Source organism: Aeromonas sp. 55A, from assembly GCF_051919665.1.
Lineage (GTDB): Bacteria > Pseudomonadota > Gammaproteobacteria > Enterobacterales > Aeromonadaceae > Aeromonas > Aeromonas veronii.
On the sequence record NZ_JBQBEH010000008.1, the window covers coordinates 1264651 to 1287653 of the forward strand.

Genomic DNA, 23003 nt, shown 5'->3' on the forward strand with positions numbered 1-23003 from the left:
TTAGATGGGCGGTGACCGTATTTCGCGCACCATTACAGTGCACCAAAACGATCCACCATCGCACTAAATTGATGCAACGCGAGTCGAGATCGCCTGATTTTGGGGAGCCTCTTCAGCGAGATTGCCCTGAAATCAAGCTGTCACAAACTTGGCACGATACTGGCTTATGTGAATACGACGACGCATTCACCCAGAGAGTTTTAACACCGGAGGTTACTTAGCATGTCAGCCCAGAACGTTTTGGCCCTGATCCAGGAACACGAAGTCAAGTTTGTTGATCTGCGCTTTACCGACACCAAGGGTAAAGAGCAGCATGTATCCATCCCTGCTCACCAGGTTGATGAAGATTTCTTCGAAGACGGCAAGATGTTCGATGGTTCCTCCATCGGCGGCTGGAAGGGCATCAACGAATCCGACATGGTACTGATGCCGGACGCAGCCTCCGCCAAGCTGGACCCGTTCACCGAAGAGACCACCCTGAACATCGTTTGTGACGTACTGGAGCCTGCCACCATGCAGGGCTACGACCGCGATCCGCGCTCCATCGCCAAGCGTGCAGAAGATTTCCTGAAGTCCAGCGGCATCGCTGACACCGTGCTGTTCGGGCCGGAGCCGGAATTCTTCATGTTCGACAACATCACCTTCTCCAACACCATGGGCCACAGCTTCGTGAAAATCGAATCTGAAGAAGCCGCATGGAACTCCGGCACTGCCTATGAGCATGGCAACAAGGGTCACCGTCCGTTCGTGAAAGGCGGTTACTTCCCGGTTGCACCGGTCGACTCCTCCCAGGATATCCGTGCCGCCATGTGTCTGGTGCTGGAAGAGATGGGCCAGGTCGTTGAAGCTCACCACCACGAAGTGGCCACTGCCGGTCAGAACGAAATCGCTACCCGCTTCAACACTCTTACGCTGAAAGCAGATGAAGTACAGGTACTGAAGTACGTGATCCACAACGTGGCCCACGCCTACAACAAGACCGTCACCTTCATGCCGAAACCCATGTTCGGTGACAACGGCTCCGGCATGCACTGCCACCAGTCTCTGGCCAAGAACGGCGTCAACCTGTTCGCCGGGGATCTGTATGGCGGTCTGTCCGAGATGGCGCTGCACTACATCGGCGGTATCATCAAGCACGCCAAGGCCATCAACGCCTTCGCCAACCCGACCACCAACTCTTACAAGCGTCTGGTTCCGGGTTATGAAGCCCCTGTCATGCTGGCCTACTCTGCCCGCAACCGCTCTGCCTCCATCCGTATCCCGGTGGTACCGAGCCCGAAAGCCCGTCGTATCGAAGTGCGCTTCCCGGATCCGGCTGCCAACCCGTACCTGGCCTTCGCAGCCCAGCTGATGGCCGGTCTGGACGGTATCATCAACAAGATCCATCCGGGCGATGCCATGGACAAGAACTTGTACGACCTGCCGCCAGAAGAAGCCGCAGAAGTGCCGACCGTTGCCGGTTCTCTGGACGAAGCCCTGGCCGCTCTGGATGCTGACCGCGAGTTCCTGACCCGTGGCGGCGTGTTCAGCGATGACTTCATCAACTCCTATCTGGAACTGAAACAGCAGGATGTTGACCGTGTGCGCATGACCCCGCACCCGCTGGAGTTCGAACTGTACTACTCCGTCTAAGTCTCAGCAGACTGGCCGATTAAATCAGGTCAGCTTGCTTAATCGTGACAAAACCCGCCATCTGGCGGGTTTTTTCTCTGATAGGATTAAGCAAAATACCGTCAAGGAGAGATGGATGAACAACAAGCATGGCATAGGGGTGCTCAGCCTCCTGTTGCTGACCTCGTTCGCTGCGGACGCGGCCAAGGTCTACTCCTGGGTCGATGGCAATGGCATCACCCACTACTCGGATGCGCCACCACCCGGCAAAAACGCCAAAGAGGTCGATCTGCGGGTCGCCCCGCTGCTGGGCAGCAGCGCGCCCAGATCGGTGCAGGTGGATAACTTCAACAGCCTGACTGGCGCCGATGCCAAGAAAGAGAAAGAGGCGGCCAAGCTGACCATCGAACTGCTCTCCCCGGAACAGGGCAGCACCCTGCGCGACAACACAGGCAACATCGTCTTTCAGGGCACCATCAGCCCCAAACCTCCGACCCAGTATGATGTGCGCCTGACCCTGGATGGCAAAGCCGCCCCCATCGTCAGCAACAGCCTCTCTGTCCGCGTCGAAAACGTCGATCGCGGCGCCCACGAGGCTCAGCTCGAGCTGCTCGCCAAAGACGGTACGATCCTTGCTAAATCCAGTGCAGTCACCTTTTACCTGCATAGAGCGAGCGTGACGCCGGCTCCCAAACCCACCCCCAAAGCCGACTAGGGGTGATATAGCGCACCGATGCGGGTAAACTCTATGCACCATATCGGTGCATAACAGGTGTGTAGCACCGTTTTAGGGAGAAACCTGTGCCAACCCGCTCGGACAACGCCAAAACACTCTTGGATAATTTGCTGACCGCAGTGATCCTGATGGATGAGCGGCTCTGCATCCAGTTCGTCAACCCGGCGGCTGAACAGCTGCTCTCCCTCAGTGAACGCCGGCTGATCGGCATCGAACTGCCCCATCTGCTGGAACATATCTCCCTCGATTTGCAGCGGCTCAAGCAGTGCCTCGTGTCAGGGCAAGGCTTTACCGATAGCGAAGTGACTCTGGTGGTAGAGGGAGAACCGCGACTGGTGGAGCTGAGCGCAACCCCGATGGCCGACCACGAACAGCGTCTGCTGGTGGTGGAGCTGCGCAAGATCGACCAGCAGAAGAAGATCAGTCAGGAGCAGCAGCAACATGCCCAACAGCTGGCGGCCAAGGAGCTGGTGCGCGGGCTTGCCCACGAAATCAAGAATCCCCTCGGCGGCCTGCGCGGCGCGGCCCAGTTGCTGCAAAAAGAGCTGCCGGATCCGGCCCTGCGCGAATATACCGGCATCATCATCGAACAGGCCGATCGGCTGCGGGTACTGGTCGATCGGCTACTCGGCCCCCAGCGCCCCGGCCGTCACCAGATGCACAATGTCCATTCGGTGCTGGAGCAGGTACGCCGACTGGTGGAGCTCGAACTCCCCCCCTCTGTTCGCATCGAGCGGGATTACGACCCCAGCATCCCCGAATTCGAGATGGAGCCGGATCAGCTGCAGCAGGCGTTTCTCAACATAGTGCGCAACGCGGCCGAAGCACTGGGCGATCAGACCGGGCTTATTCGTATCAAAACCCGCACTGCATTCCAGATCACCATCCACGGCCAGCGCTACCGGCTGGCGGCGGAGATCAAGATCATCGACAACGGCCCCGGTATTCCCGATGCCATTCGCGACACCCTGTTCTACCCGATGATCACCGGCAAGGAGGGGGGAACCGGGCTCGGCCTCTCCATCGCCCAGAACCTGATCGATCAGCACAAGGGGCGAATTGACTGCATCAGCTGGCCGGGTCACACCGAATTCACCATTTTTCTACCGCTTCGCAAGTAAGGGAACCCCATGACCGCCAAAGTGTGGATCGTCGATGACGACAGTTCTATCCGCTGGGTGCTGGAGCGCACTCTCGGCAGCGAAGGCTTCAACTGCGAGAGCTTTGCCGATGGCGAAGCCCTGCTGCACGCCCTTGAGCTGCGCTCGCCCGATGTGATCCTCTCCGATATCCGGATGCCCGGCATCGATGGTTTGAGCCTGCTGGAGCAGATCCACCGCCGTCAGGCCGATCTGCCCATCATCATCATGACCGCCCACTCGGATCTCGACAGCGCGGTCAACGCCTACCAGCGCGGCGCCTTCGAGTACCTGCCCAAACCGTTCGACATCGACGAAGCCGTGACCCTGGTGCGCCGCGCCGAGAATCATCTCAAGGAACAGCGCACCAAGCGCAAGTCTCGCCAGCAAGAAGCCACCGCCACTCCCGAAATCATCGGTGAGGCACCGGCGATGCAGGAGGTGTTTCGCGCCATCGGTCGCCTGTCACGCTCCAGCATCTCGGTATTGATCAACGGCCAGAGCGGCACCGGCAAGGAGCTGGTCGCCCACGCCCTGCACAAGCACAGCCCGCGCGCCCACAAGAACTTCATCGCCCTCAACATGGCGGCTATCCCGAAAGATCTCATCGAATCGGAGCTGTTCGGTCACGAGAAGGGGGCCTTCACCGGCGCCAACAACATCCGCCATGGCCGCTTCGAGCAGGCCGACGGCGGCACCCTGTTTCTCGACGAGATCGGCGACATGCCGCTGGATGTGCAGACCCGGCTGCTGCGGGTCTTGGCCGATGGCCAGTTCTATCGAGTCGGCGGCCACCAGCCGGTGCAGGTGGATGTACGGATCATCGCCGCCACCCACCAGAATCTGGAGAAACGGGTCGCCGATGGCGAGTTTCGCGAGGATCTGTTCCACCGCCTCAACGTCATCCGAATCCACATCCCCGCCCTCAAGGAACGTCGTGAGGATATCCCCCAGCTGGCTCGTCACTTCCTGCTGCGCGCAGCCAAAGAGCTGAACGTCGAGGCCAAGAGCCTGCACCCGGATACCCAGGCCTATATCAGCCGCCTGCCCTGGCCGGGCAACGTGCGCCAGCTTGAGAACGTCTGCCGCTGGCTTACCGTGATGGCCTCGGGGCAGGAGGTTCTGGTGGGCGATCTGCCTGCCGAGCTGCTCACCCCCATCACCCACAACGCCGAACCGGGTCAACCGGCGTTGCCCGGTTGCTGGCAGCAACAGTTGCAGGAGTGGGTGGCCAGCAAGCTGGCGCTGGGAGAGACAGACATCCTGGCCGATGCCATGCCCCAGTTCGAGCGGATCATGCTGGAGACGGCGCTGGAACACACCCACGGCCACAAGCAGGAGGCAGCCCGCCTGCTCGGTTGGGGCCGCAACACCCTGACCCGCAAGCTGAAGGAACTCGATCTCTCCTGAGTCCCGGGGAAAAACGATTCCCATCACGCCCTGACAAATCACCGCCCGCCAGAACCCCGTTTAACCATAAACGGGGTATCTTTTTTGAAAGCCCCGCCTAGAATGGCAGGCTTTCAAACCTGACTCGACGAGGGCGCCCCCATGATTGACAGATCTCTCCCCCTGACCGACCTGCACCGCCATCTGGACGGCAACATCCGCCCGCAAACCATCCTCGAGCTGGGTCGCCAACACAATATCCAGCTGCCCGCCTTCGAACTGGAAGCGCTGCGCCCCCACGTACAGATCGTCGAAAACGAGCCGAGTCTGGTTGCCTTCCTGAAGAAGCTGGACTGGGGTGTTGCCGTGCTGGCTGACTATGATGCCTGCCGCCGGGTCGCCTACGAGAACGTGGAAGATCTGCTGCACGCCTGTATCGACTATGCCGAACTGCGTTTCAGTCCGGCCTATATGGCGATGGCCCATAAGCTGCACCCGCAAGGCGTGGTTGAAGCCATCATCGACGGCGTGGCCGCAGGCAGCCGCGACTTCGGTATCAAGACCAACCTGATCGGCATCATGAGCCGCACCTTCGGCACCGAGCAGTGCAATCAGGAGCTGGCCGCCTGCTTGGCTCACCGCGACAAGCTGGTCGCCATCGATCTGGCCGGTGACGAGCTGGGCTTCCCGGGCGAACTCTTTGTCGACCACTTCCGCAAGGTGCGCGATGCAGGCATGCGCGTCACCGTACACGCCGGTGAAGCCGCTGGCCCCGAGAGCATGTGGCAGGCCATTCGCGAGCTGGGCGCCGAGCGTATCGGCCACGGCGTCAAAGCGATTCAGGATCAAGCCCTGATGGCCTATTTGGCCGAACACCGCATCGGCATCGAATCCTGCCTCACCTCCAACGTCCAGACCACCACGGTAGCGAGCCTGACCGAGCACCCGATCCGCCAGTTCCTGGCCGCCGGCGTGCTGGCCTGCCTCAACACCGATGACCCGGCGGTGGAAGGGATCGACCTGCCGCACGAATATGAGGTGGCTGCCCCGGCCGCGGGTATGACCGCCAGCGAAATCCGCACTGCCCAGCAGAACGGCCTGACCCTGGCCTTCCTGAGCGATAGCGAGAAAGCCGAACTGAGCACCCGCGCAGCCAGCCGCTGATCCACACCTGCACTGCAAATAAAAACGGCCCACTTCGGTGGGCCGTTTGCTTTGCGGATTTCAGATGATAGGTAAGCACTGGGCAAGCAGGCAGATAGCAAAAGGCCCAAACCGGGTTTGGACCTTGGCTGATGACGGTGCAGGTAAAAACTACTCCTGCTCCTTGTCACGCTCCAGTGCCCGCTCCACCAGCGGCTCGGGCAGGCTCTTGGTCACCTCCACCCCCAGCTCGCGGAAACGCTCGACCTGCGCAATCAGGTTGCCACGGCCGTTAACCAGCCGTCCCATTGCCTTGTCGTAGCTCTCCTGCGCCTTGTGCAGGCTGCCGCCCATCTGCTGCATCTCCTCGACAAACAGCCGCAGCTTTTCGTAGAGGCGACCGGCCCGCTCGGCAATCTGGCGGGCATTCTGGTTTTGCCGCTCGTAACGCCACAGGTTCTCGATGGTACGCAGCGCTACCATCAGGTTGGTGGGGCTCACCAACAGGATGTTGTTGTCGAGACCGTAACGCACCAGCGAGGGATCGGCCTCCATCGCGGTGAGGAAGGCGGGCTCCACCGCCACGAACATCAGCACATAGTCGAGGGTGCGCACTCCGGGCAGCTGCTGGTAATCCTTGCGGCCCAGCTCGCGGATATGGTTGCGCACCGAGGCGACGTGCTCTTTCAGCGCCACCGCCTTCTCCAGCTCGTCATCGGCGTTGTACCAGCGCTCGTAGGCGGTCAGCGACACCTTGGCGTCGATGATGATGTCCTTCTCCTGCGGCAGGTGGACAATCACGTCGGGCTGGTAGCGCTTGCCCTTCTCCACCTCGATATTGACCTGGGTGTGGTACTCGTGGCCCTCGCGCAGGCCGCATTCGCTGAGGATCCGCGCCAACACCACTTCCCCCCAATTGCCCTGTTGCTTGCTGTCGCCCTTGAGGGCGCGGGTCAGCGCCGCCGCCTCTTCGGTCATGCGGGCGTTGAGCTCGGCGAGACGCTCCAGCTCGAACTTGAGGCTATGGCGCTGGGCCGTCTCCTGAGCGTGGGTCTCACCTACCTGACGGCGAAAGCCCTCGAGCTGCTCTTTGAGCGGTGTGAGCAGTAGATCGAGGCTATTCTGGTTCAATTCGCGGAAGTTGCCGGAGTTTTGCTCGAAGATCCGGTTGGCGAGATTCTCGAACTGCTGGCTTAGGCGCTGCTCCGTCTCCTGTTGCAGTTGCAGCTTCTCGGCGGCAGCCAGCCGCTCGCTGCGCAGGGTCGCTTCCGCATCCTTGAGGCGGGCGGTGAGCTTGATCAGCAGGGTCTGTTGCTGATCAAGCTTCTGCTGGCCCTGCATCCGCTCATCCTGCAACTCGTCGAAGCGATCCTGCAGCGCCTGATAACGCTCCTGCACCAGCATCAGCTCCTGAGCCTGCGCCGTGGCGGCCCGCCGCCCGATCAGCCAGCCCAGTCCGAGGGCCAGCACGGCGGCAGGCAGCAAGATCCCCCAGAGTCCGGGGTCGATCATTTGCGGCTCCGCTGACGCAGGAAGAGCTCAAGATAACGGTTAACCAGGATCCAGAGCACCACGTAGATGAGGTAGGCGGCCAGCACCACCCACTTGTGGGTGTTGACGCCGGTATCGAGCTCGGCGAACTCGATACCCTTGATGCGGCAGTAGGCCCACATCAGCAGAGGAAAGACATAGAGCAGGGACGCACGCCAGAGAAATAGCCACATATGTTTTCATTCAACCACGTAAAAAGACCCGCCTAGCTTACACAAGGGCAACTGCGCTTGCGATCCTGACGACCGCTATTCTCTGGCCTGCTTCCCGAAACTTCGATAAAATTAACCCCTAATAGGTATCAGGGGCGAGCATGACTCACTATTTCCTCCGTTGGCTGACACAAGGTTGGCAAGCTTCCCGCAAGCCTGCCGTGGTTTGCCATGAAGCGCGCCCGCCGTGGGCCATCGAGGAGTCCCAGTACCTCTCCCTCTGCACCCGCTGTGGCGAATGTTTCAAGGCCTGCCCGCGCGGTCTGCTCAAACCGGCCACCCAGGAGGAGTACGAGGGGAGTCCCATCGCCGGTACGCCAGTGCTCGATCTCGCCTGCGGCCAGTGCAGCTACTGCGGCAGCTGCGCCAGAGCCTGTCCCACCGGCGCCCTCGACCTTCAATTGGGCCGTCAGGTGCAGACCCGGGTGCAGATTGAAGAGAGTTGTCAGGCACGGCAGGGCTTCTACTGCCTGCTCTGTGAAGATGCCTGCCCGCAACAGGCGATCAAGGCCACGGCCGACGGCATCAACGTCAATATGGATGCCTGCAATGGCTGCGGTGCCTGTGGCCTCGCCTGTCTGCACGGCGCCATCACCCTGATCCGCCAGCCGGGCAGTCGTTAAAAACCACCTGCGTACAAAAGCAAAAGGGGCCATCAGGCCCCTTTCACATCTTGTTCGATATTCCACGCCCCGTCAGGCCATGGTCACAATAGTCTCTTGCTCGATACCCAGCAGGTGGCAGAGACGATTGGGATCGCGCACCGCATCGGCCAGAGTGTACTCACCCAGCACTTCGAGGAAGGCGTTCATGGCGCGGCGCAGAATGCCCTGAATGCGGCAGCCACCGGAGAGACGGCAGTTTTCGCGCTTGCAATCGACCGGACAGAGCACATGCTCCATGTCCATCACCACATCCCGTAAATTGATGGAGACCGCCGAGCGACCGAGGCGAATACCACCGTGCTTGCCGCGTACCGTCTCGATGTACCCCTTGATGCCAAGCTGGTGCACAATTTTGACCACGTGGTTGCGAGAGATGCCGAAGGTATCGGCCACTTCGGTAATGGTCGACAGACGATCCCCCGGCTGAACCGCCAGGAAGGTCAGGGTACGCAGGGCGTAGTCGGTAAATCGTGTCAGTTGCATGGTCGCACTTGCCTCTTACTACAAGCCAGGAATCAGGACGACAACATTGAGCTAAGAGGCAGGAGACAACCGGTTTGCCTCTGTTTGCCCATTGGTTCGCCAGAGGAGGCCTGTCTCTTAATCTGAGTTGCGGAGTGACAGGTTAAGAGCAGCACAACCGGGTGTCGATGAAGATGCACATAAATCGACACTTTCTTTGATTGATCGCAAACTTGCCGGGTTAGCCCAGCGTTTACCCGCTTTATAGCGGGTAAATCTCCCGAATAGTTCCCCTTACCAAGCCCCTTCGACCTGCAGTCATATGGCCCGCAAACCGCCCCTCAATCGACCGTCAAAGAGATGGTTCAGTGGGATTGTTTCAGCCAGTTTTTCAGGGCAACCGAGGGGATGGAGCTCTCTGAGGCGACGGCAAATGCGCCCCAGTCCACCGCGCACTGTAGCGCATCCTTGATCGCCATGCCCCTCGCCAGACCATGGATCAATCCGCCGGCGAAGGCATCTCCCGCCCCCGTGGTATCGACCACAGATACTGGCCGGGCGGCAACCCGGATCTGCTCATCGCCGTGGATGGCCACTGCGCCCGCCTTTCCTTCGGTCAGCACCAGCCATTCGAGCTGCTCCCCCGCCAGCTGGCGGGCATGCTGCCAGGGGTCGCTCACCTCGCCGAGATCGGAGCGGGAGGCCACCAGCACATGGCTGGGACGGCGCGCTTGGCCGCCCTTGGGATACTGGGCCACCACGAAGCTCTTGCCGAGCATCTGGCGCATGTAGCTGATGATGGCGGTGCCGGGATAGTTCACATAGAGGCAGTCGATCCCCTCCAGCGGCAGATCGCCGGGCAGGTCGGGACGCCGCGGGCGGCGCAGTATGGTGCGCTCGCCGGTGGAGTCCACCAGGATCAGCAGCTCGCCGGTCTCGCCGCCAAAGCGCTCCACATGGCTGCAATCCAGCCCGTAACCGGCCGCCTGCTCCAGCAGCCAGTCGCCGGTCTCGTCCAGCCCGATGCGGGAGGCGATGGTCACCTCATGGCCCGCCCACACCAGCCCGATGCCGGTGTTGGCGGCGCCACCTCCCAGCCTGCGTCCCTGATCCACATATTGCAGCCGAGCCCCCGCCACCAGCGGTTCGGAGAGGGAGAGCACATGATCACAGTTGAGATTGGCAAGCAGCAGAATGCGGGACATAGAGACCTCGGACGATGGAGATAGCCCAAAAGAGACAGGCTGAACCCCGAGTAGAGCCCAGCCTGACAGAAGAGACAACCGGCAGCGATCGGGAATCCGATCGGGATCAATAGATGGGCAGCTCCACCCCGGCCAGCAGCTCGTCGATGCGCGCCTGACTCGGCTGCTGCATCACGCTCTGGATCACCTCCTTGGTGAGGTGGGGTGAGAAGGAGCTGATGAAGTCATACATATAGTTCTGCAGCAGGATGCTCTTGCTGAAACAGATCTGCGCCGGGCAGGGCTTGAACAAGTGCTCCAGATTGATGGAGACCAGCCCGGGGCTGTCGGTGTCGTTGGCCACCAGCGAGGAGATGATGCCGATGCCAAAGCCCAGCTCCACGTAGCGCTTGATCACCCCGGCGTCCATCACCGTCATGTAGTAACTCGGGGTGAGACCGGCGGCATGGAATACCTCGTCCTGCACCTGACGACCAGTGGCGCCACTCTCGTAGCTGAGGATGGGGTAGTGACAGAGCTGCTCCAGGGTCGGCTTCTTCACCTTGGCCAGCGGGTGATCCTGCGGCACCACCAGCGAGAGAGTCCAGAGGTAGGCGGGCAGCGCGATCAGCTCCTTGTCGAAGCCAATCTCGTGGGCAACGATGGAGAAATCGGAGTAACCCTTGCTGATCTGCTCCTTGCTCGCCGACATTACCGGATGGAGGTGGAACGAGATCTTGGGATACTTCTTGGTGAAGTAGGTGACTGACTTGGGCAGCAGGTAGCGGGCGATGGTGTGGGTGGTGTGAATATTGAGGGTGCCCACGGTCGGGTCCAGATACTCGCGGGAGATCGCCTTGATCTTGCTCTCGATATTGAGCATCGCCTCGGCACACTTGATGATCTCTTCCCCCACAGGCGTAATGCGGTGCAGGTGCTTGCCACGGCGCTCGAAGATCCGCACCCCCAGCTCGCTCTCCAGCAGGCCAATCTGTTTGCTGACCCCCGGCTGACTGGTGAAGAGCGCATCGGAAGCCACGGACACATTGAGGTTGTGGTCCCGGATCGCGATCAAATACTTCAATTGCTGTAGTTTCAAGGCGTCACACTCTCACACTGGTTTGGCTCAGACAGCTTTGGCTCAGGCTGGGACGGCAATCAAGCCAGACAAACAGGCCGCCACATGGGCGGCCAGTGTACCATCCGATCCCGATATCTCCGCGCTTGATCCTTCATTTTGCTACAAAATCTAGCATCCGAAGGGGTCGCTGACAAACCGGGCTCAGGCCGCGCCAGCCCGCAGCGGCAGGATCCCCAGAAACTGCAGCAGCCACTGCATCATGGTCGCCGAATCCACCTCCCCCTCCAGCGAAGAGAGGCTGCTCTGGTAGCGCTCGTCGGGCAACAGGCCGCGGCGCCGCTCGATCAGCGCCCGGTTATACTCCACCGAGAACTCCGGATGCCCCTGAATGGCGACGATGTGATCACCCTGCAAAAACATGAAGTTGGGACAAAAATCGTTGCCCGCCAGTCGGGTCGCCCCCGGCGGCAGCAGTGCCACCTGATCCTGATGGCTGGCCAGAATGCGGATCTGATCCCGCGCTGGCGCCATCCAGGGCTCATCTGCCAGCATGGGATGCACCGACACTCCCAGCCCCCATCCCTTGGTGGACTTTACCACCTCGCCACCGAGCGCCTGGGCGATCACCTGATGACCGAAGCAGACACCTGCCAACTTGACGTCGGCATCGTGCGCCTGGCGGATCCACGCCCGCAGTGCCTGAATCCAGGGAATATCGCTGTAAGCATCGTGGCGCGAACCTGTGATGAGCCAGGCATCGCACTCGTGCAGATCCTCCGGCAACTCGCCATCGATGGCTGACCAGACCCGAAACTCCAGCTCGGGTGCCAGCGGCTGAAACCCCCTGATAAACATCTCGGAGTAGACGGGGCCAAAACGATCCGCCAGATCGGGATCCAGCCGGTCACAATCGAGAATTCCCAATCGCATCTGTTGTTCCTTTACAGAGTTCGCCCCCGCCAATCAACGACCGGCGGGGGCAAGAGGTTAGGCCATGAGCACACGCCAGCGCGTCACTTCATGGTCGGCATGGAGAACTCGGCACCACTGCGCAGGCTCTGGGGCCAGCGCGCCGTGACCGTCTTCATCCGGGTATAAAAGCGAACCCCGTCCGGCCCGTGCATGTTGAGCGGCCCGAAGATGGAGCGCTTCCAGCCGCCAAAGCTGTGAAACGCCATCGGCACCGGAATGGGAACGTTCACCCCTACCATACCGACCTGCACCCGCGCCGTGAAGTCCCGCGCGGTGTCGCCATCACAGGTAAAGATGGCGGTACCGTTGCCGTACTCGTGTTCGTTGATAAGGCGAAGTGCCGTCTCGTAGTCCGGTATCCGTACGATGGAGAGCACAGGGCCGAAGATCTCCTCGCGGTAGATGCGCATCTCGGGGGTCACCTCGTCAAACAGGCAGCCACCGATGAAGTAACCCTCGTCGTGGCTCAGCGTGCGGCCATCGACCCGCAACACTGCCCCTTCGGCCACCCCCTGATCCACGTAGCCGCGCACCTTGGCCAGATGCTCCTTGCTGATGAGCGGCCCCATTTCGTTCTCCGGGCTCTGGCCCAGCCCCGGGCCCACCCGCAGTTTTTCCACCAGCGGCGTCAGCTTGGCCACCAGCGCATCGGCGGTCTCGTCCCCCACCACCACGGCCACCGAAATAGCCATGCAGCGCTCACCCGCCGCCCCATAAGCAGCCCCCATCAGGGCGGAGACCGCCTGATCGAGGTCCGCATCCGGCATCACCACCATGTGGTTCTTGGCGCCGCCCAACGCCTGTACCCGTTTGCCGTGAGCCGAGGCGGTGGCATAGATGTACTGGGCGATGGGGGTGGAACCGACAAATGACACGGCACCTACTCGCGGGTCGGTCAGCAGCACATCTACCACCTCCTTGTCACCGTTCACCACGTTTAGCACGCCATCCGGCAGACCGGCCTCCTTGAGCAGCTCGGCCATCCGCAGCGAGAGGGAGGGATCCTTCTCGGAGGGCTTGAGAATAAAGGTATTGCCGCAGGCGATGGCGACCGGGAACATCCAGAGCGGCACCATGGCCGGGAAGTTGAACGGGGTGATACCGGCGCAAACCCCGACCGGCTGCATCATGGAGTAGCTGTCTACCCCACGGCCGACGTTGAGAGAGTGTTCCCCCTTGAGCAGATGGGGAATGCCGCAGGCAAACTCCACCACCTCCAGCCCGCGGGTCAACTCACCCTGCGCATCGGAGAAGACCTTGCCGTGTTCACGGCTGATGAGCTGGGCCAGCTCGTCCCTGTGCTGCTCCATCAACTCTTTGAAGCGGAAAAAGACCCGGGCCCGCACCAGCGGCGGGGTTTGCGACCAGTCGGCAAAGGCACGCTCGGCGATGGCGATCGCCTCCTGACACTCGGCGGCGCTGGAAAGCCCGACGCTCCCCTGCTGCTTGCCGCAGGCTGGGTTGAAGATGGCGCCCTGGCGCCCGCTACGACTCTCCTGCGGCTGGCCGTTGATGAAGTTGCTGACCCTGTATGTCATGTATCCTCCGTGATAATTGATGTGGTGATTGCGCTGAACAAGACAACGCAAGGCCCCGCCAGCGCGGGGCCATCAAATGGGTTAGGGTTGTGCCTGCAGGGCATCCTGCAGCAGGGTGAAGAGATCATCGATCTGGCTGCGCTCGATGATGAGGGGTGGCGACAGGGCGATGATGTCGCCGGTCACCCTGATCAGCGCCCCCTTCTCGAAGCAGCGGACAAACACCTCATAGGCGCGCTTGCCCGGCGCATCCGGCATGGATTCAAGTTCGATACCGGCCACCAGCCCGTAGTTGCGCACATCCTTCACATGCTTGCAGCCCTTCAGCGAATGGGCCGCCTCCTCCCAGTAGCCCGCCAGATCCGCGGCGCGGCTAAGCAGGTTCTCGCTGCGATAGATCTCGAGGGTCGCCAGACCCGCAGCAGCAGCCACCGGATGACCGGAATAGGTGTAGCCGTGGAACAGCTCGATAGCCCCCTTACCTGCCGCCATCATGTCGTCATAAATATGCTTTTGCACCAGCACAGCTCCCATGGGGATAGCGCCGTTGGTGAGCCCCTTGGCGCAGGTGATCATGTCGGGGATGACATCGAACTCCTGCGCGGCGAAGGGAGAGCCAAGGCGACCGAAACCGGTGATCACCTCGTCAAAAATCAGCAGGATGCCGTGTTTGGTGCAGATCTCCCGCAGCCGCTTGAGGTAGCCTTTGGGCGGCATCAGCACGCCGGTACTGCCGGCGATGGGTTCGACGATCACCGCCGCTATGTTGCTGGCATCGTGCAGAAAAACGATCTTCTCCAGCTCGTCGGCCAGCGCCACATCCTCCTCAGGCAACCCTTTGGTGAAGGCATTTTTGGCGATGTTGAGGGTATGGGGCAAATGATCCACCCCGGTCAGCAGGGAGCCAAACCACTTGCGATTGCCAGGAATGCCCCCCACCGAGATGCCGCCAAAGCCAACCCCGTGATAACCCCGCTCGCGACCAATCAGCCGGGTGCGGGTGCCCTGACCGCGAGCCCGCTGCCAGGCCAGTGCGATTTTGAGCGCGGTATCAACCGACTCTGAGCCGGAGTTGGTATAGAAGACATGGCCAAAGCCCTGGGGAGCGATCTCCACCAGCCGGTTGGCCAGCTCGAACGGCAACGGGTGGCCCATCTGGAAAGTGGGGGCGAAATCGAGGTGGGAAATCTGCTGGGAGACCGCCTCGGCAATCTCGCGCCGACCATGGCCCGCGTTGCAACACCAGAGTCCGGCAGTGCCATCCAGTATCTTGCGGCCATCCTCTGAGTGATAATACATCCCCTCCGCCGACTTCAGGATGCGCGGCGCCGCCTTGAACTGCTGGTTGGCGGTGAACGGCATCCAGAAGGCGGACATGTCGGAGGGAGTATTGATGTCGCTGATCGGTTTCATGGTCACCTCATCCTTAAGGTGTTTAGCAACTATTGGCCATTGCCTATTAAATTAAACACCTGAATCCATAAAAAAGGGCTCATTATCGCCCTGTCTGATGCCACCCCTAGCTAGATGACTCTACAGGGTGGTATAAGATATTTAACACAAATTTAATAATAGTAAACAGTCAAGGAGTGTCTATCGATGGATATCGGTCACCGTCTCAAGGCGGTTCGCACCAAGGCGGCCCTCTCCCAGCGCGAGCTGGCCAAACGCTCGGGCGTGACCAACGGATTCATCTCCCAGATCGAAAAGAATCAGGTGAGCCCGTCAGTTGCCTCCCTGCGCAAGGTGCTGGAAGGGATCCCCATGTCACTGGCCAGCTTCTTTACTGACGAGACCGAAATGGACTCCGAAGTGATCTTTCGCGCCGCCGATATGCCGGATCTCGGCACTCACCCCATTAGCTACCGGCTGGTGGGCCACAGCCGTGCCAACCGTGCCATCGGCATGTTGCAGGAGGTGCTGCCACCGGGCGCCGACACTGGCGACGACATGCTGAGCCACGAGGGTGAAGAGTGCGGCATCGTCATCAAGGGCGAGGTTGAAGTGACCGTGGGTGAGCAGATCTACCTGCTGACACCGGGGGACGGCTACTACTTCGACAGCCGCACTCCTCACCGTTTTCGCAATGTGGGCGAGCAGGAGTGCGTATTGATTTCGGCCAATACCCCCGCCAGTTTCTAACAGGGTGATAAGGGGCCAGCCAGCCGCCAATGTTTAATGAATTGTTACAAAATGGATTTACAAGTGGCAGGATGTTTAGCATATTGATACGCGGACAATGACTTTTGCCGGTTCAAGGAGTGAACATGAGTGACCTGACCCTGGCCCAGTGGCAACACAAGGCCGCCCATCTGACCCTGCCCTCACAAGCCTTTATCAACGGTAGCTATCGGGATGCCGTCAATGGTGCCACCTTCGACTGTATCAACCCGGCCAACGGCAAGCTGCTGACCAAGGTAGCAGCCTGCGATGCCGCCGATGCCGAGCTGGCGGTACAGGCCGCGCGTGATGCCTTCAACGACAAGCGCTGGAGCGGCCTGCCGCCGAAACAGCGCAAGCTGATCATGCAGCGCTTCGCCGAACTGATGCGTCTCAACAAGGTGGAGCTGGCACTGCTGGAGTCGCTGGACATGGGCAAACCCATCGGCGATGCCATGGGCTACGATGCCCCTGCCGCCGCCAACTGCATCGCCTGGAACGCCGAAGCGATCGACAAGATCTACGATCAAGTCGCGCCGGTCGAGGAATCCGCCCTGGCGCTGGTGACCCGGGAACCGCTCGGGGTCGTTGCCGCCATAGTACCGTGGAACTTCCCGCTGGTGATGGCCTGCTGGAAGCTGGGCCCAGCGCTCGCTACCGGCAACTCGGTCATTCTCAAGCCTTCCGAGAAATCCCCCCTGACCGCCCTGCGTATCGCCGGCCTGGCCAAGGAAGCGGGCATTCCGGACGGTGTGTTCAACGTGCTGCCGGGCTTTGGCCACATCGTGGGCGAGGCGCTGGCCATGCATATGGATGTGGACTGCATCACCTTCACCGGCTCCACCAAGATCGGTAAACATCTGGTGGAGTGCTCCGGCAAGTCCAACCTCAAGCGCGCCTTTATGGAGTGCGGCGGCAAGAGCCCCAACATCATACTGGCGGATGCGCTGGACCTGGATACCGCGGCCAAGAGCGCCGCTGGCGCCATCTTCTACAACCAGGGCGAGGTGTGTACCGCCGCCTCTCGCCTGCTGGTGCAAAACAGCATCAAGCCGCAATTTATGGAGCGACTGCTGGCCCATGCCCGCGAGTGGATCTCAGCCAACCCGCTCGACCCTGCGACCCGCATCGGCGCCATGGTGGATCACATCCAGATGGAGCAGGTGCTGCGCTATGTCGAGATTGGCAAGCAGGAGGGAGCCAAGCTACTGCTGGGAGGCAAACGCACCAATCTTGAGAGCGGCGGCTTCTATATCGAGCCCACCATCTTCGACGAGGTGACACCCGAGATGCGGATCTTCCGCGAGGAGATTTTCGGCCCTGTGCTGGCAGTGACCGGTTTCGACACGCTGGAAGAGGCCATTGCACTGGGCAACGACACCGACTACGGGCTGGCAGCAGCGATCTGGACCGCGGATCTCAACAAGGCGGTGAAGGGTTCCCGCGCCCTGCGTGCTGGCACCGTATTCGTCAACAACTGGGATGGCGGCGACATGACCATGCCGTTTGGTGGCTTCAAGCAGTCTGGTAACGGTCGTGACAAGTCGCTGCACGCGCTGGAGAAGTACACCGAGCTGAAAAGTACCTGGATCCAGCTCGAATAAAGGTATAAATAGCCATCATCATCAGCAATGGGGGAGAAATCCCCCCTTTTGCATTTTGGTCTTCCATCAGGCGGCACAATCGATATAATCATCAAATAAGCAAACCATTAAATATAAAGACAAAAATGCTATTTTTTCTGGGAAGCGTACTTTTTCTGGTGATCGGGTTGCCCCTGCTGTTTTTCGTGCTGGGGCACGGCGAGGCCTACGTGACCTGGGGCCCCTGGATCTCCGCCATCGCCCTGATGTTGTGGCTGTTGATGGACGTCGACAAGATCCGTCGCGGCAAAGGCTGACCAGCTTCCAACCGTATTCTCAAACTTCGTTTATTCGCTTCTTTCCTCGATAAAGGATCGCTACACTGATTTTTTTGCGATGTTTTCCCGCATCCAACGCATCAGTAAAGGTCATCCGCATGCCGCAACAGATCCAGCGCCAGGGCGTCATCTACGCCCTGTGCGCCTATACCCTTTGGGGCATAGCCCCCATCTATTTCAAGACCATCTCTGCCGTCCCGGCCGCTGAAATTCTGACCCACAGGATGATCTGGTCCTGCGTGCTGCTGATGGTGCTCACCCTGGCTGGCCGCCAGTGGCACAAGGTGCAGGCAGTGCTGCGTCAGCCAAAAGTGCTGCTCACCCTAGCTTTTACCTCGGTCACCGTTGGCGGCAACTGGCTGCTGTTTATCTGGGCCATCAACAACGGCCACATGCTGGATGCCAGCCTCGGCTACTACATCAACCCGCTGTTCAACGTGCTGCTGGGGATGGTGTTTCTGAGCGAGAAACTGCGCCGCCTGCAGTGGTGGGCGGTGGCGCTGGCCTTTGCCGGGGTGACGATCCAGCTTATCGCCTTTGGCTCCCTGCCCTGGATTGCACTGGTGTTGGCATCGAGCTTCGCCATCTATGGCCTGGTGCGCAAAAAACTGGCCCTCGATGCACTTACCGGTCTGCTGATCGAAACCATGATCATGCTGCCACCGGCAGCAATCTATCTGTGGGGCATTGCCGACAGCCCCACCAGCCATCTCACCCAGAACGACTGGCACCTCAACCTGCTGCTGATCGCTGCTGGCGCCGTCACCACAGCCCCTCTGCTCTGCTTCACCGCCGCCGCGACACGGCTCAAGCTCTCCACCCTGGGCTTCTTCCAGTACATAGGCCCCAGCCTGATGTTCATCCTCGCTGTCACTCTCTACGGCGAGGAGCTGGCAATGGACAAGGCTCTTACTTTCGCCTGTATCTGGAGCGCGCTGCTGATCTTCACGCTGGATGGGCTGCGCAACGGCAAGCGTCCTGCTGCAACGAGCAATATAAAGCCTTCAAAATCAAATCAGTAGCTAACAAAGTCATCAGAAGCGATATGCCATTTTCTCGCCCCCTGACCTGTTAAACCGGTAGCCTTGGACTCAATGTGGGAATAGGATCCGCACTCCCTATTCTCCATCCAGCTATAAGGAATTACAGCTATGACTCGAAAATGGTCGCTCCCCATCGTGGCAATCGCGGGGGGAGCGTTACTCTGGCTTGGCAACACCTTTGGTATGAAATGGGCCCTGATGGCCCTGATCGGATTCGGCTTTGGCTTCACCCTCTCCTTCAGCCGCTTCGGCATCGTGTTCGGTTGGCGCGAAATGCTGACCAAGCGCAACAGTTACTATGTGCGGGTTCACCTGCTCACCATCGCCATCGAAATTCTGCTGTTCACCACCTTCCTCTCCTTTAGTCACGCCCTGTTTGGCGATGCCATGGTGGGCAACGTGATGGCTATCGGCATTCCCTTCATCGTCGGTGCCTTCCTGTTCGGCATCGGCATGCAGCTGGCAGGCGTCTGTGCCACCGGCACTCTTTACTGCTGCGGCGAGGGACAACCCCGCTTCTGGCTGGTGCTGCTCTGCTACGGCATCGGCACCCTGATCAGCAACCAGTTCCGCCCCGAACTGGAGGCCACCTTCTCCAGCCAAGTGGTGCTGGCAAAAGACCTGACCGGCAATATCTGGAGCGGCATGCTGCTCAACCTGGCACTGGTCGCCGCGCTGTTCTTGCTGTTTCGCAAGAGCGAGCTAAAACGTACCGGCGAGCTCAAGCCCCTCTTCAGCGGCGGCAACCTGTTCTGGCGCGACGGCCGCTTCACCGTGCTGACAGGCGGCATCATCATAGCTCTGCTCAACTCCACTGTCGTCGCCCTGCACGGCTCGGCCTGGACCATCACCGGCGCCGTCTATGACATGGCGCTGCGCGGAGCCTCCCTGTTCGGTCTGTTCGAGGGCAACCCCAAGCTGGCCCAGCCGCTGTTCATCAACCCCATGGTCGGCATGTTCTGGCTCGGCATTCTGGGGGCCATGCTGGCGCGCTGCATCAGCGGTGGCGGCACCTTCGCCCCGATGCGGCTCGGCAACAGCCTGGCCTCCATCCTCGGCGGCCTGCTGATGGGGATGGGCGCCATGTACAGCGCCTGCAACCTCGGCGGCTTCTTCGACGGTACCGCCTCCGGCAGCCTGCACGGCTGGGTCTGGATGCTGATGGCCCTCGCCGGCAGCCTGATTGGTATTCGCTTGCGCCCGCTGTTCAAGATCTAAGCCACAGGCCGGTACTCGCCAACAAGGGAGTCGGGTCACACCAAATAAAGAGAGCCAGTCCGCTTGCGCGGGCTGGCTCTCTTTTTTCTGTCGCGCCGGGATCACCCCGGCCTTTTTGCTAACTCTTCATCAGAACCACTGGCCGTGGCGCTTGATGTAGATGGTCTTGACGGTCTGGGTCAGCCCCATGTAGGCCAGCATGGTAATCACCAACCACATGAAGTACTTGGGCCCATCCAGATTGATGAAACCGAAGTGCTCAGCCACAGGCGAGAAGGGCAGGTAGCAGCCGATGGCAATGGCGATCGAGGTGGAGAGCAGCACCGGCAGGGTAGCGGTACTCTGCAGGAACGGGATCTTGCGGGTACGCAGCATATGTACCACCAGCGTTTGCGACACCAACCCCTCGATGAACCAGCCGGAGTTCATGATGGCCTGACCGTTGACCAGCGGATCCATACTGCCGTTGGCGGTGGCATAGAGGGCGCCAGCACCGAACACGAACCACATCAGGCAATAGGTACTGATATCGAACACCGACGAGGTCGGGCCAAGCCAGAGCATGAAGCGCTTGATGTTGCTCGCCTCCCACTTGCGCGGTCGCTTGAGGAACTCGGGATCCATCTTGTCCCACGGCAGCAGCATCTGGGAGACGTCATACACCAGATTCTGGATCAGCATCTGCATCGCCAGCATGGGTGCCCATGGCAGCCAGGCGGAAGCCACCAGCACCGAGAAGACGTTGCCGAAGTTGGAACTGGCGGTCATGTTGAGGTACTTGAGGATGTTGCCAAAGGTCTCGCGCCCCTTGATCACCCCCTCCTCCAGCACCATCAGACTCTTCTCCAGCAGGATGATGTCGGCGGTCTCCTTGGCGATGTCGGCACCGCTGTCCACCGAGATCCCTACGTCCGCATCCCGCAGCGCCGGCGCATCGTTGATGCCGTCACCGAGGAAACCGACGGTGTTGCCGTTGGCCTGCAGCGCCTTAACCACCCGCGACTTCTGCAGCGGGGTGAGCTTGGCGAAGATGGTGGTCTGCTTGACTACCTCGCACAACGCCACGTCATCCATTCCTTCGATATCCTTGCCGAGCAGCGGTAAGCCGGGCTCCAGCCCTACGTCACGACACACCTTGCTGGTGATGATGGGATTGTCACCGGTCAGCACCTTGACCGCCACACCATAGTCGTTCAGCGCACGGATGGCCGGTGCGGCCGAATCCTTGGGCGGATCGAAGAAGGTGAGGAAGCCGCGCACCACCAGATTGACCTCATCACTGGTACGATAGCTCTGCTTGCACTCGCCTGCCGAGATCTCGCGGGTCGCCACGATCAATACCCGATAGCCCTCGGCATTGAACTCCTCGCTCTGGCGCAGCAGGGCAAGGCGATCGGCGTCGGTCAGATCCCGCACCTCCTGGCCATCGGCGATCTGGCTGGAGACGGCCAGCATCTCTTCCACCGCCCCCTTGGAGACCATCAGCTGCTGGCCACGCTCATCCTGTACGATCACCGACAGACGGCGGCGCACGAAGTCGAATGGCAACTCATCCACCTTGCTGTAACCAGCCGGCTTGCAGCCAGCTCCCAGCACATCGGCATGCTCGATCACCGCGATGTCCATCAGGTTCTTCATGCCGCTCTGATGATAACTGTTGAGCCAGGCCAGCTGCAGGATCCGGTCGTCCCGGTTGCCACGCACGTCGTAGTGGTGCTCGAGGATGATCTTGTCCTGGGTCAGGGTACCTGTCTTGTCGGTGCAGAGCACGTCCATGGCACCGAAGTTCTGCACCGAGTTGAGCCGTTTGACCACCACCTTGCGCTTGGCCATGGCCACCGCCCCTCGCGCCAGGTTGGCGGAGACGATCATCGGCAGCATCTCGGGGGTGAGCCCTACCGCCACCGCCAGCGCGAAGGTGAGCGCCGACATCCAGTCACCACTGCTGATACCACTGAGCATGAAGACGATGGGCACCATCACCAGCATGAAGCGGATCAGCAGCCTGGTGACGCTGTTGACGCCGCGATCGAAACTGGTCTCGATGCGCTTGTGGCTCACCACGTTGCGGGCCAGCGAACCGAAGTAGGTGTCGCTGCCGGTGGCCACCACCACAGCCTTGGCTGTACCGCTCACCACGTTGGTGCCCATGAAGCAGATGTTGGGCTGATCGAGCAACCCCACGTCCCCTGTGCTGTTGCCGTCTGCCGACTTCTCGGCCACAGCTCCCAGAGTGTCATACTTCTCTACCGGCAGTGCTTCACCGGTCAGCACCGCCTGGCTGATGAAGAGATCGCGGGATTCAATCAGCTTGATGTCGGCGGGGATCATGTCTCCCGCCTGCAAGTGCACTATGTCTCCGGCCACCAGCTCGGTCATTGCCACCTCCTTGCGCTGGGGGGTAGCGCCCGGCGAGGGACGACGCTGTACAGTGGCAGTGTTGCGCACCAGTGACTTGAGCGCCTCGGCCGCCTTGGCGGAACGGTACTCCTGCCAGAAGCGCAGCAGACCGCTCAGGCCCACCATGACACCGAGGATGATCACCTTGACCCAGTCCTCATCACCCGGCTCGGCCATCAGCACGTCCATCACGTAACTGACCAGCCCAAGCACCATCAAGACCATCACAAACGGGTTTTTGAACGCCTGCAGCAGCTGGATCAATGGATGGGGCGGCTTGTCGTGGGTCACCTCGTTGGGGCCAAACTGGACCAGACGGTTGGCCGCCTCGGTCGCGGTCAGGCCGTCGATATTGCCGCGCACGGCAGTGAGGGTGTATTCGAGGCACTTGTCGGCCTCGTCGAGCACCCGGGAGGAGAGCTTCTCATTGGCACGGCCCGGGGCGACGAACCCCTGTTGCTTGTGCCGGCTGGCAGTATGTTGTTGCTTCATAACTTTAAATCCTGATTTTCGCTTGCAGAAGGGCCCTGTCGCGGGCCAGGCCAGGCGTCAGTACTGATATCGAAAGCTGTGAACCC

The 23003-nt window shown here is 60.5% G+C and carries 20 protein-coding genes; 11 read left to right on the forward strand and 9 right to left on the reverse strand.

Annotated elements, in window-relative coordinates:
- Positions 1-222: 222 nt before the first annotated feature.
- The 5 genes from glnA to add all read left to right on the forward strand — a co-directional run bounded on the left by glnA (position 223) and on the right by add (position 6039).
- Positions 223-1632, forward strand: a complete 1410-nt coding sequence (gene glnA / locus ACTG2G_RS09915) for a glutamate--ammonia ligase (protein WP_005339672.1) — start codon at positions 223-225, stop codon at positions 1630-1632.
- 115 nt (positions 1633-1747) lie between these two features.
- On the forward strand, positions 1748-2326 hold the full coding sequence (locus ACTG2G_RS09920; protein ID WP_021231489.1) for a DUF4124 domain-containing protein: 579 nt from the start codon (positions 1748-1750) through the stop codon (positions 2324-2326).
- 86 nt (positions 2327-2412) lie between these two features.
- Positions 2413-3468 (forward strand): nitrogen regulation protein NR(II), encoded by a 1056-nt coding sequence (gene glnL / locus ACTG2G_RS09925; protein ID WP_005356202.1) that lies wholly within the window; start codon positions 2413-2415, stop codon positions 3466-3468.
- Between the two features lie 9 nt (positions 3469-3477).
- Positions 3478-4896: a nitrogen regulation protein NR(I) gene (glnG, locus tag ACTG2G_RS09930; protein WP_005339666.1), complete on the forward strand. Its 1419-nt coding sequence runs from the start codon at positions 3478-3480 to the stop codon at positions 4894-4896.
- A 141-nt stretch (positions 4897-5037) separates the two neighbouring features.
- Positions 5038-6039 (forward strand): adenosine deaminase, encoded by a 1002-nt coding sequence (add, locus tag ACTG2G_RS09935; RefSeq protein ID WP_368166708.1) that lies wholly within the window; start codon positions 5038-5040, stop codon positions 6037-6039.
- Positions 6040-6189: 150 nt separating this feature from the next.
- Here the strand turns inward: add and rmuC are convergent, their stop codons facing one another.
- Positions 6190-7530: a DNA recombination protein RmuC gene (gene rmuC / locus ACTG2G_RS09940; protein WP_421386787.1), complete on the reverse strand. Its 1341-nt coding sequence runs from the start codon at positions 7528-7530 to the stop codon at positions 6190-6192.
- Positions 7527-7742: a hypothetical protein gene (locus tag ACTG2G_RS09945; protein WP_075116079.1), complete on the reverse strand. Its 216-nt coding sequence runs from the start codon at positions 7740-7742 to the stop codon at positions 7527-7529. Before ACTG2G_RS09945 ends, rmuC begins: the two co-directional genes overlap by 4 nt.
- A gap of 140 nt (positions 7743-7882) precedes the next feature.
- Between ACTG2G_RS09945 and ACTG2G_RS09950 the strand changes: the two genes are divergently transcribed.
- The gene (locus ACTG2G_RS09950; RefSeq protein WP_005339657.1) at positions 7883-8404 is read left to right on the forward strand and encodes a ferredoxin-type protein NapF; all 522 of its coding nucleotides are present in this window, start codon (positions 7883-7885) and stop codon (positions 8402-8404) included.
- A 72-nt stretch (positions 8405-8476) separates the two neighbouring features.
- Here ACTG2G_RS09950 and ACTG2G_RS09955 read toward each other — a convergent pair whose 3' ends face one another.
- The 6 genes from ACTG2G_RS09955 to ACTG2G_RS09980 all read right to left on the reverse strand — a co-directional run bounded on the left by ACTG2G_RS09955 (position 8477) and on the right by ACTG2G_RS09980 (position 15096).
- Positions 8477-8929, reverse strand: a complete 453-nt coding sequence (locus ACTG2G_RS09955; RefSeq protein ID WP_005339654.1) for an Rrf2 family transcriptional regulator — start codon at positions 8927-8929, stop codon at positions 8477-8479.
- A gap of 344 nt (positions 8930-9273) precedes the next feature.
- Positions 9274-10113, reverse strand: coding sequence for a PfkB family carbohydrate kinase (locus ACTG2G_RS09960; RefSeq protein WP_421386785.1), 840 nt, complete (start codon positions 10111-10113; stop codon positions 9274-9276).
- A gap of 106 nt (positions 10114-10219) precedes the next feature.
- Positions 10220-11191: a LysR substrate-binding domain-containing protein gene (locus tag ACTG2G_RS09965; RefSeq protein WP_005356189.1), complete on the reverse strand. Its 972-nt coding sequence runs from the start codon at positions 11189-11191 to the stop codon at positions 10220-10222.
- A 183-nt stretch (positions 11192-11374) separates the two neighbouring features.
- Entirely contained in the window at positions 11375-12103 is a 729-nt protein-coding gene (locus ACTG2G_RS09970) for a glutamine amidotransferase-related protein (protein ID WP_005341988.1), read from the reverse strand.
- A gap of 83 nt (positions 12104-12186) precedes the next feature.
- Complete coding sequence (locus ACTG2G_RS09975) at positions 12187-13683, reverse strand: CoA-acylating methylmalonate-semialdehyde dehydrogenase (protein WP_421386783.1); 1497 nt, start codon at positions 13681-13683, stop codon at positions 12187-12189.
- An 81-nt stretch (positions 13684-13764) separates the two neighbouring features.
- A complete protein-coding gene (locus tag ACTG2G_RS09980) occupies positions 13765-15096 on the reverse strand; it encodes an aspartate aminotransferase family protein (RefSeq protein WP_421172642.1) in 1332 nt (443 codons plus the stop codon).
- 186 nt (positions 15097-15282) lie between these two features.
- Between ACTG2G_RS09980 and ACTG2G_RS09985 the strand changes: the two genes are divergently transcribed.
- The 5 genes from ACTG2G_RS09985 (at position 15283) to ACTG2G_RS10005 (ending at position 20025) form a co-directional block, all read left to right on the forward strand.
- A complete protein-coding gene (locus tag ACTG2G_RS09985; RefSeq protein WP_042012327.1) occupies positions 15283-15825 on the forward strand; it encodes a cupin domain-containing protein in 543 nt (180 codons plus the stop codon).
- Between the two features lie 125 nt (positions 15826-15950).
- Positions 15951-17447, forward strand: a complete 1497-nt coding sequence (locus ACTG2G_RS09990; RefSeq protein ID WP_421386781.1) for an aldehyde dehydrogenase — start codon at positions 15951-15953, stop codon at positions 17445-17447.
- 167 nt (positions 17448-17614) lie between these two features.
- Positions 17615-17743 (forward strand): hypothetical protein, encoded by a 129-nt coding sequence (locus tag ACTG2G_RS09995; RefSeq protein WP_265324673.1) that lies wholly within the window; start codon positions 17615-17617, stop codon positions 17741-17743.
- Positions 17744-17862: 119 nt separating this feature from the next.
- Positions 17863-18786, forward strand: a complete 924-nt coding sequence (gene rarD / locus ACTG2G_RS10000; RefSeq protein WP_216952315.1) for an EamA family transporter RarD — start codon at positions 17863-17865, stop codon at positions 18784-18786.
- Between the two features lie 129 nt (positions 18787-18915).
- Positions 18916-20025: a YeeE/YedE thiosulfate transporter family protein gene (locus ACTG2G_RS10005; RefSeq protein ID WP_421386779.1), complete on the forward strand. Its 1110-nt coding sequence runs from the start codon at positions 18916-18918 to the stop codon at positions 20023-20025.
- Positions 20026-20154: 129 nt separating this feature from the next.
- On the opposite strand, the gene mgtA is transcribed toward ACTG2G_RS10005, so the two are convergent.
- Positions 20155-22917 carry a magnesium-translocating P-type ATPase gene (gene mgtA / locus ACTG2G_RS10010; RefSeq protein WP_439985393.1) on the reverse strand — a complete coding sequence of 921 codons (2763 nt, stop codon included), beginning with the start codon at positions 22915-22917 and terminating at the stop codon, positions 20155-20157.
- Positions 22918-23003 lie beyond the last annotated feature (86 nt).